4 protein-coding genes are annotated in these 8,506 nt (G+C 66.3%); 1 reads left to right on the forward strand and 3 read right to left on the reverse strand.

All coding sequences use genetic code 11. From position 1 onward, the window contains the following. Positions 1 to 29 precede the first annotated feature (29 nt). From ACODRZ_RS10300 to ACODRZ_RS10310, 3 genes are all read right to left on the reverse strand, one after another. The gene (locus ACODRZ_RS10300) at positions 30 to 1,823 is read right to left on the reverse strand and encodes an IlvD/Edd family dehydratase (protein ID WP_488968966.1); all 1,794 of its coding nucleotides are present in this window, start codon (positions 1,821 to 1,823) and stop codon (positions 30 to 32) included. Between the two features lie 138 nt (positions 1,824 to 1,961). Beyond that, complete coding sequence (locus ACODRZ_RS10305; protein ID WP_488968967.1) at positions 1,962 to 3,533, reverse strand: aldehyde dehydrogenase (NADP(+)); 1,572 nt, start codon at positions 3,531 to 3,533, stop codon at positions 1,962 to 1,964. A gap of 179 nt (positions 3,534 to 3,712) precedes the next feature. Continuing rightward, the gene (locus tag ACODRZ_RS10310) at positions 3,713 to 4,531 is read right to left on the reverse strand and encodes a rhamnogalacturonan acetylesterase (RefSeq protein ID WP_488968968.1); all 819 of its coding nucleotides are present in this window, start codon (positions 4,529 to 4,531) and stop codon (positions 3,713 to 3,715) included. 437 nt (positions 4,532 to 4,968) lie between these two features. Between ACODRZ_RS10310 and ACODRZ_RS10315 the strand changes: the two genes are divergently transcribed. Then, the gene (locus tag ACODRZ_RS10315; RefSeq protein ID WP_488968969.1) at positions 4,969 to 8,331 is read left to right on the forward strand and encodes a TonB-dependent receptor; all 3,363 of its coding nucleotides are present in this window, start codon (positions 4,969 to 4,971) and stop codon (positions 8,329 to 8,331) included. Positions 8,332 to 8,506: the final 175 nt, after the last annotated feature.

Here is an 8,506-nt window from a genome sequence, read left to right on the forward strand (position 1 = left end):
ACGTAGTTCTACTAGGATTCGCAGTCGATTCAGTGATTATGTCTGGGCGTCTTCGTCGCGATGGCCCGGTACTTGACGGCCATTTCCATGACGGCGCCTTCGCCCATCTGGCCGGTCTTCTCGCGGAAGAGTTCCTCCCACGGAGTATGGCTTGCGGGGACGGCAGGGGGCGTTTCGGTCTTGCGTCGGGCGATCTCCGCGTCGTCGACCAGCGCGTTGCAGGTGCCTGCGCGGATGTCGATGCGGATCGTGTCGCCGGTGCGAAGCCATGAAAGACCGCCGCCCGCCGCGCTCTCGGGCGAGCAGTTGAGGATCGAGGGGCTGTCCGACGTGCCCGACTGGCGCCCGTCACCCAGCGTCGGCAACCACTGGACGCCCGCCTTGATGAGCGCATCGGGCGGCTGCATGTTCACGACTTCGGCAGAGCCCGGCCAGCCCATCGGTCCGGCGCCGCGCATCACGAGGATGCAGTCGGCATCGATGTCCAGCGCGGGATCGTTGATGCGGTGGTGATAGTCCTCGCCGCCCTCGAACACCACGGCGCGGCCCTCGAACACGCCCTCGGAGCCGGGGCGCGAGAGATAGCGGTCGTGGAACTCTGCCGAGATCACAGAGGTCTTCATGATGCCGAAGTCGAACAGGTTGCCGGAAAGGACCAGGAAGCCCGCCTTCTCGCGCAAGGGCTCGGCGAAGGGGCGGATAACCTCGCGGTCACGCGCCTCGCGGCCATCGAGGTTGGCGGCCAGCGTCTCGCCGGTCACGGTAAGGCACTGGTCGGCGAGCACGCCCGCCTGCTGCAGTTCCCACATGACCGCCGGTACGCCGCCGGCGCGGTGGAAGCGTTCGCCCAGGAACCTTCCGGCGGGCTGCATGTCGACGATCAGCGGCAGGTCGTAGCCGTGCTCGGTCCAGTCCGACGGGTGGAGTTCCACCCCTGCATGGCGGGCCATCGCGACGATGTGCGGCTGGGCATTGCTCGACCCGCCGATGGCGCTGACCACGCGGATGGCGTTGAGGAAGCTGTCGCGCGTCAGGATCGTCGATGGGCGCAGGTCTTCGTGCGCCATCTCGACGATGCGGCGGCCGGTTTCGTAGGCGTACTGCCCGCGTTCACGGTAGGGCGCGGGGATCGCCGCGCAGCCGGGGAGCGAGAGGCCGAGCGCCTCGGCCACCGCGTTCATCGTGGAGGCGGTGCCCATGGTGTTGCAGTGCCCGGCAGAGGGGGCGCTGTCGCAGGCACGCTGGAGGAATTCCTCCTCGTCGATCTCGCCTGCCGCCAGCTTGCGGCGGCTGCGCCAGATCACGGTGCCCGAGCCGACGAGGTCGCCTTCGTGCCAGCCGTCGAGCATTGGCCCGCCGGACAGGACGATCGCGGGAATGTCCACGGTGGAGGCGGCCATGACCTGCGAGGGCGTGGTCTTGTCGCAGCCGGTGGTCAGCACCACGGCGTCGATCGGGTAGCCGTAGAGGATCTCGACCAGCCCCATGTAGGCAAGGTTGCGATCGAGCGCCGCCGTCGGTCGGCGGCAGTTCTCGAAGATCGGATGGACCGGGAACTCCATCGCGATGCCGCCCGCATCCCGGATGCCGTCGCGCACCCGCTTCGCCAGATCGAGGTGGATGCGGTTGCAGGGCGACAGGTCGCTGCCCGATTGCGCGATGCCGATGATCGGACGCCCCGAGCGCAGTTCCGCAGGCGTGATGCCGTAGTTCATGAAGCGCTCCAGATAGAGCGCCACCATGTCCGAGCGTGCGGGATCGGCGAACCAGTCCTGCGAACGGAAGCGGCGGGTCGAGGGCGGAGGTGTCGGGGCGTCGGTCATGGTCCTGTGCCTTATGAGGTGATCGTCATATCGTATTCCCACTTCGTCATTGCGAGCGAAGCGAAGCAATCCGGGGCAATGTCGGCCCTCTGGATTGCTGCGGCCTTGCGGCCTCGCAATGACGAAGCGGGGGTACGCTCAACCCGGCTTCAGCACGCCGTCGATGCGGCGCGGGGCGTTCCAGGGGTTGCCGTCGCGCAAGGCTTCGGGGAGCAGGGCGGAGGGCATGTTCTGGTAACAGACAGGGCGCAGGAAGCGTTCGATCGCCATCGCGCCGACGGAGGTGGTGCGGCCGTCCGAGGTCGATGGGAACGGCCCGCCGTGGACCATCGCGTGACACACTTCCACGCCCGTTGGCCAGCCGTTGACGAGGATGCGGCCGACCTTGCGCTCCAGCACCGGCAGCAGCTTTGCGACTTCCGGCTCGTCCTCGGCGTCGAGGATCAGGGTGGCGGTCAGCTGCCCTTCGAGGGCGGCGATGACCTTGAGCGCCTCGGCCATGTCGGCGACGGTGATGACGAGCGAGGAGGAGCCGAAGACTTCCGCTCCCAGCGCGGGATCGGCGAGGAACTGGGTGGCGGTCGTCTTGAACAGCGCCCCCTGCGCCTGGTGCGGGCCGGTCGGCTCCACGCCGCGGGCGAGGGTGGTGACGGCCGCATGGTCCGCCAGCGCGCTCACGCCCTCGACATAGGCCGAGTGAATGCCCGGGGTCAGCATGTCCTGCGCCGGACTGCCGTCCATCGCCGCCGAGGCCGAGGCGAGGAAGGTGTCGAGGTCAGGCCCGTCGATGGCGATGATGAGGCCGGGGTTGGTGCAGAACTGCCCCGCGCCCGCCGTCAGCGAACCGACGAAGGCCGCGCCCAGCGCTTCCGCCCGCGCGGCGAGGGCGGCGGGGAACAGCACGACGGGGTTGATCGAGCTCATCTCGGCGTAAACCGGGATCGGCTCGGGCCGGGCGGCGGCGGTGCGCATCAGCGCCATGCCGCCCGGGCGCGAGCCGGTGAAGCCGACCGCCTTGACGCGGTGGTCGGCGACGAGCGCCGTGCCGGCCTCGCGCGAGGCCGGCAGGTACGAGAACACGCCTCCGGGCAGATGGCATAGCGCCACCGCGCGCTGGATGGCGCGGGCGACCAGTTCGCCAGTGCCGGGATGCGCGGAGTGGCCCTTGACGATCACCGGGCAGCCCGCCGCGAAGGCCGAGGCGGTGTCTCCGCCCGCGACCGAGAAGGCGAGCGGGAAGTTGCTGGCGCCGAACACGACGACCGGGCCGAGCGCCACCTTGCGCACGCGCAGGTCCGGGCGCGGCAGCGGCGCGCGATCGGGCAGGGCGGGGTCGATGGTGATGCCCGCCCAGCTGCCTTCGCGCAGCACTTGCGCGAACAGGCGCAGCTGTCCGGCGGTGCGGCCGCGCTCGCCTTCGAGACGGGCGCGGGGCAGCCCGGTTTCGGCCATGGCGCGCTCGATGAGCGCATCGCCGATGCCGACGATCTCGTCCGCGATGGTCTCGAGGAAGATCGCGCGGGTTTCCGGCTCGACCTCCGCGAAGGCGATCGCGGCGGCATCGGCGAGGGCGCAGGCGCGCTCGACTTCGGCAAGGCCCGCCGTGGTGAAGCGCGGCTCCAGCGACGCGCCCGTCGCCGGGTTGATCGCGGCGTAGCTCGCCTGCGTCTGCGCTTCTTCGCGGCCGATGAGAATGGCGCCAGTGATCATGTCAGTGTCCTTGTCGAGCGTGGAAATGGTGGAAGCCGTCAAAGCGCAAGCAGGTCGCAGCGCCTAATGCGCATGGCGGATCGGATTTCGCCCGGATCGCAATGATCGCCCATCGTCCTGCTCCCATGCATTTGATAGCGCTATCAGTGATCGGGTGAGGAACGTCAAGCGGTTCCCGGTCAGGGCAGCAGCAGCGGCCGCATATCGGGCACGGCCTGGGACAATTCCCGCGTCACCATCGACGCGAAGACGTTGGCGCCCTCGGTGCCGAGATGCGTGTAATCGAACGAGAGCTTGGGGCTTGCCATCGGCTGCACCGCGACCTCGGTTGCGGTCGGCGCGGCAGGAGCTGTGGTGGCCGCTGCGGTGCCCCTGGGGACTTGCGCGAAGCGGTCGGCGTAATCGCTGCCCAGCGCTTCGACCAGCCTTGCGCTGTCGCGGTTGAGATCGAGCAGGGGCACCTCCATCTCGGTCGCCACCGCGCGCGTCGCCTCGGCCCAGGGTTCCAGGTCGTTATCCAGCCTGCCGTCCCGGAAGATGCGCCGGGTGAGGGGGGTGACCAGCACCGGGATCGCTCCCGCCGCGCGCGCCTCGCGCACATAGCTGCGCAGGTTCTCGGGGAAGCCGGTCTTGAGGTCGGTGGAGCGGCCGGGCTTTCCCGGCTGGTCGTTATGGCCGAACTGGATGAGCACCCAGGTCTTCTGATAGCCTTTCGCCTTCATCTCGGACAAGGCGACATTCCAGGACCCTTCCCAGCGGTAGCTGCCCGAAGACCGGCCGCCGCGCGCCAGGTTCACGCAGGCCGCGAACGAAGTGACGTGATAAGCGCAGAAGCTCGGCCCCCAACCACCGACCACGGCAGTCGTCGAATCGCCGACGAGGATGATCTTCGACGGCCTGATCGGCGTGACCGGCGGAGAGCCGGGCGGCGGTGTCATCTGTGCCTGCGCGGGCACGGCAAGCAGCGCGCAGGCTACGGCGAAGATCGCGGATTTCATGAACATCCCTCCGGAAACGGCCGTTTTCGCCGTCCTTCCCGCGAAACAAGATAGCGCTAACTTTTAACTTGTCCAGCCTCGCCGATTGCGGTACGCCTAGACACAGTCCAGACAAATACTGGCTTCAGGAGGGGTAGGATATGCGCAAGGGCAAAAGGCTTAGCTGACACTACAGCGTGATCGATCCGGCTATCGCGACAGTTTCGGCGCGGCACCGGTCGGCTAACATATCAACGATCGCAGGCATTGCCGTTCTTCGCTGCAAGCGGGTGAGCGGTCCTATAGCCATTTTTCACGCGATCGATTGACACCGGTATCATAGCAACACGCCGAAGACTTGGAACTTCGGCGCCGGGTTCTTGCGCGCTCCATTCGCGCACCCGGGGCTGGCCCGGCGTCGCGGCGCGACGTCCTGGCCCAACAGGGAGAGTACAACGATGTCGAAGTCCATCACCCGTTCCCGTACCCGCCTTGCGCTCACGAGCGCGGTCGTCGCCATCGCGGCGGTCGGGGCGTTCCCCGCGCTGGCGCAGGATGCGGGCGAGGCGGTGCCGCCCCCAGGCGAGCCGACCGCGCCCGAAATCATCGTCACCGGTTTTCGTGCCAGCCTTGAAAACGCGATCAACACCAAGCGCAACGCGACCGTCATCGTCGATGCCATCAACGCCGAGGACATCGCCGACTTCCCCGATGCCAACCTCGCGGAATCGCTGCAGCGCATGACCGGCGTGTCGATCGACCGCGACAACGGCGAGGGCCGCACGATCACCGTGCGCGGTCTGGGCGGCGACTTCAACATCACCCGCCTCAACGGGCTGATGGCGCTCTCCACCTCGGGCTCCAACGATTCCGGCACCAGCCCGAACCGCAGCCGCTCGTTCGACTACAACACCTTCGCGTCCGAGCTGTTCAACTCGCTCAAGGTGCAGAAGACCGCCTCGGCCGCTACCGACGAGGGCGCGCTGGGCGCCAACATCGACTTGCAGACCGCCCGCCCGTTCGACTTCAAGGACAGCCGCTTCGCCCTTTCCACCGAGGGCAGCTACCAGAAAAACTCGAAGGCCTGGAGCCCGCGCATCGCCGGTCTCGTTTCCAAGAAGTTCTTCGATGACAGCATGGGCCTGCTCGTCTCGTTCGCCTACAACAAGACGCGCAACGAGCTGGATTCCTACCAGCGCTCGGCAGGGTCATCCGACTACCTCTATCGCGGTTCGGACTTCGCGGGGAACGAGAACCCGCAGCGCGGCGGTTTCTCCGCGCCGGTGGGGACGGACCTCGGAAGCGGCGTCACCAACCCCGAGGCGATCGCGATCCTCACCGGCTCCGACCCGGAGGCTTACGCCAAGCTCTATCCCGGTGCGCCCTACAACACGCCCGGTCGCTTCGACGATTCCACCGTGCGTATCCCGGCGCTGCCCTCGATCCAGCAGCAGGACGTGAAGAACCAGCGCCTCGGCATCACCGCCGCCTATCAGTGGCAGATCTCGGACCGCACCCGCCTCAACGTGGACGGGCTCTATTCACGGTTCAAGAACAGCAGCACGAAGTACCAGGTCGGCACCGTCGGGCTCAACCGCAACAACACCAACGCGGCCTATGCGACGGCGGGCAACAACCTGACGCCGACCGCCGCGCGCAACCTCTATCCGGGCCTGTGCACCTCGCGCGCCAGTTCCGACATCACCTACGGGCAGGACTGCGGCGAGAGCCTCTACGGTTCGACCCCGGCGTTCTCCACGGCGCTCGATGCCAATGGCAACACGGCCGCCTCGCAGTTGGGGACCAACATCTTCAGCACGAACCCGAACAACCTCGACCCCTACGACTACTACAACAACCCCAACTCGGTCGGATACATCCCCTCCAGCAACCGGCTGGCCTATCGCGGCGAGCTGATCGGGCGTCCGGGCGTCGACGTGCTCGATGCCAACGTCGACAACGGCACCGCCAACTACCTCAAGCTGAGCAACGTAGACTGGCGCTCCGCCGCCGACCGGATGGACTACACGACCAAGTTCTACCAGTGGTCCGCCAACATCGACCACGAGTTCACCGACACCCTGCGCGGAAACTTCGTCTACGGCCAGTCCAAGTCCACCAACGATTCGCAAGGTCTGCTGGTCGAATTCAACCGCATGAACGCGCCCGAGACCTTCACATACGACGAGCGTGACGGCGGCTCTATGCCGGTCTTCGACGCCGGGTTCGACCTCTCGGATCCGAACAACTGGACGACGGTGAAGGGCTTCTCCGCCATCCGCAATTACAAGCGCACGGTGGACAACACGCAGAAGTCCGCCAAGGCCGACTTCCGCTGGGACGTCGATCCGCAGTTCGCGGTCTCGTTCGGCGGCACCTGGCGCAAGTTCGGGTTCTACACCACGCAGTACGAGCGCCCGGTCGATACCCTCAACCCCACCTTGCTGGAAGCCGGGACCACCGCCGCGCAGATGGGCAAGGTCGTGCAGTTCGGGCAGGGGCTCGACGTCCCGGCGGGCACCGCCTCCAGCTTCTACGTGCCCGATATCGAAAAGTTCGCCGACCTGTTCGACTTCACCTGCAACTGCATCAACAAGTGGGGCGACTGGCGCATCTGGAACACCCGCAACAACACCGCGACGTTCGGGGTGAACGAGAAGGAATATGCCTTCTACCTGCAGGGCGACTGGGACCTGACCGTGTTCGACCGCCCGTTCCGCGGCAACGTGGGCACGCGCGTTGCGGTGACCGACCTCGTTTCCACCGGCCGCACCACGGCGGGGCGCGAGATTTCGGGCACCAACAAGTACACCGACTGGCTGCCCTCGGTTAACTTGATCTACGAGCCGATCGACGACGTCGTCATCCGCCTCGCCGCCGCCAAGGTCATGGCGCGCCCGCTGCTGGGCAACCTTTCGCCCACGGTGAGCAGCATCTCGATCCCCAACACCGGCGACACCACCGGCGGCACGCTGACGGTCGGCAATCCCAAGCTCAAGCCGTTCTATTCGACCAACCTGGATTTCAGCGCGGAATGGTACTTCGCCAAGGGCGGCCTCTTGTCGGTCGCGCTGTTCAACAAGAAGATCAAGTCGTTCCCGCAGACGATCCTGTTCTCCGGCCCGCTTTCACAGTTCCTCGACGCGACCGCGCTGCAGGAACTGCGTGAACAGTTCACCAATGCCAACCAGCTGGCCTATATCGATGGCGATTACGAAGTGACCGCCCGCCAGTTCCGCGATGCGCCGGGCGGCTACATTCGCGGCTTCGAGGTCAGCTTCCAGCAGAACTTCGATTTCCTGCCCGGCTTCCTCAGCCACTTCGGCGGGATCATCAATTATACCCACATCGACAGCAAGCTGACCTATATCCTCGACCCCGGCACCGCCACCAAGCCGCAGACGCTGGGCAAGGCGCCGTTCCTGGGCGTCTCGCCCGACGCGCTCAACGCCACGCTGTTTTACGAGACCGAGCGCCTGCGTGCCCGCGTGTCGATGGCCAAGCGCAAGGGCTACAGCACCACCTATCCGCTCTCGGCCGGCGACTGCGCGCCGGGTCTGAGCAATTCGCCCGCCGATCCTTCGGTGGCGGGGACCATCTGCAACAGCCCGCTGATCAACGACTTCGCGTTCAGCAAGGGCACCACCAACATCGACGCCTCAATCAGCTACAAGCTGACCGATTTCGCCACCGTGACGCTGGAGGGGCTGAACCTGACCAACCAGACCAGCAACAACTACGCCTACCAGGATTCGCCGGTGGTCACGAACTACTCCAGTTCCGGCCCCGTTTACCGCGTGGGTCTTCGCGCCCAGTTCTGAACTGAAGGCTACTCCCCTGCGTGCCGTCGCTCACCCTCGCGGCGGCACGCTTTTTCTTGACATTTATAACCACATGGGTTATATGGCCCAGCATCCGGAGCGGCGAGGTACACGTCGCTTTCGGTGTATCGGGTCGGCGTCGTGGGCCGGGATGCGGTTTCAAGCCGTGATCACG

The sequence above is a fragment of the Novosphingobium sp. FG90 genome (genome assembly GCF_057808725.1).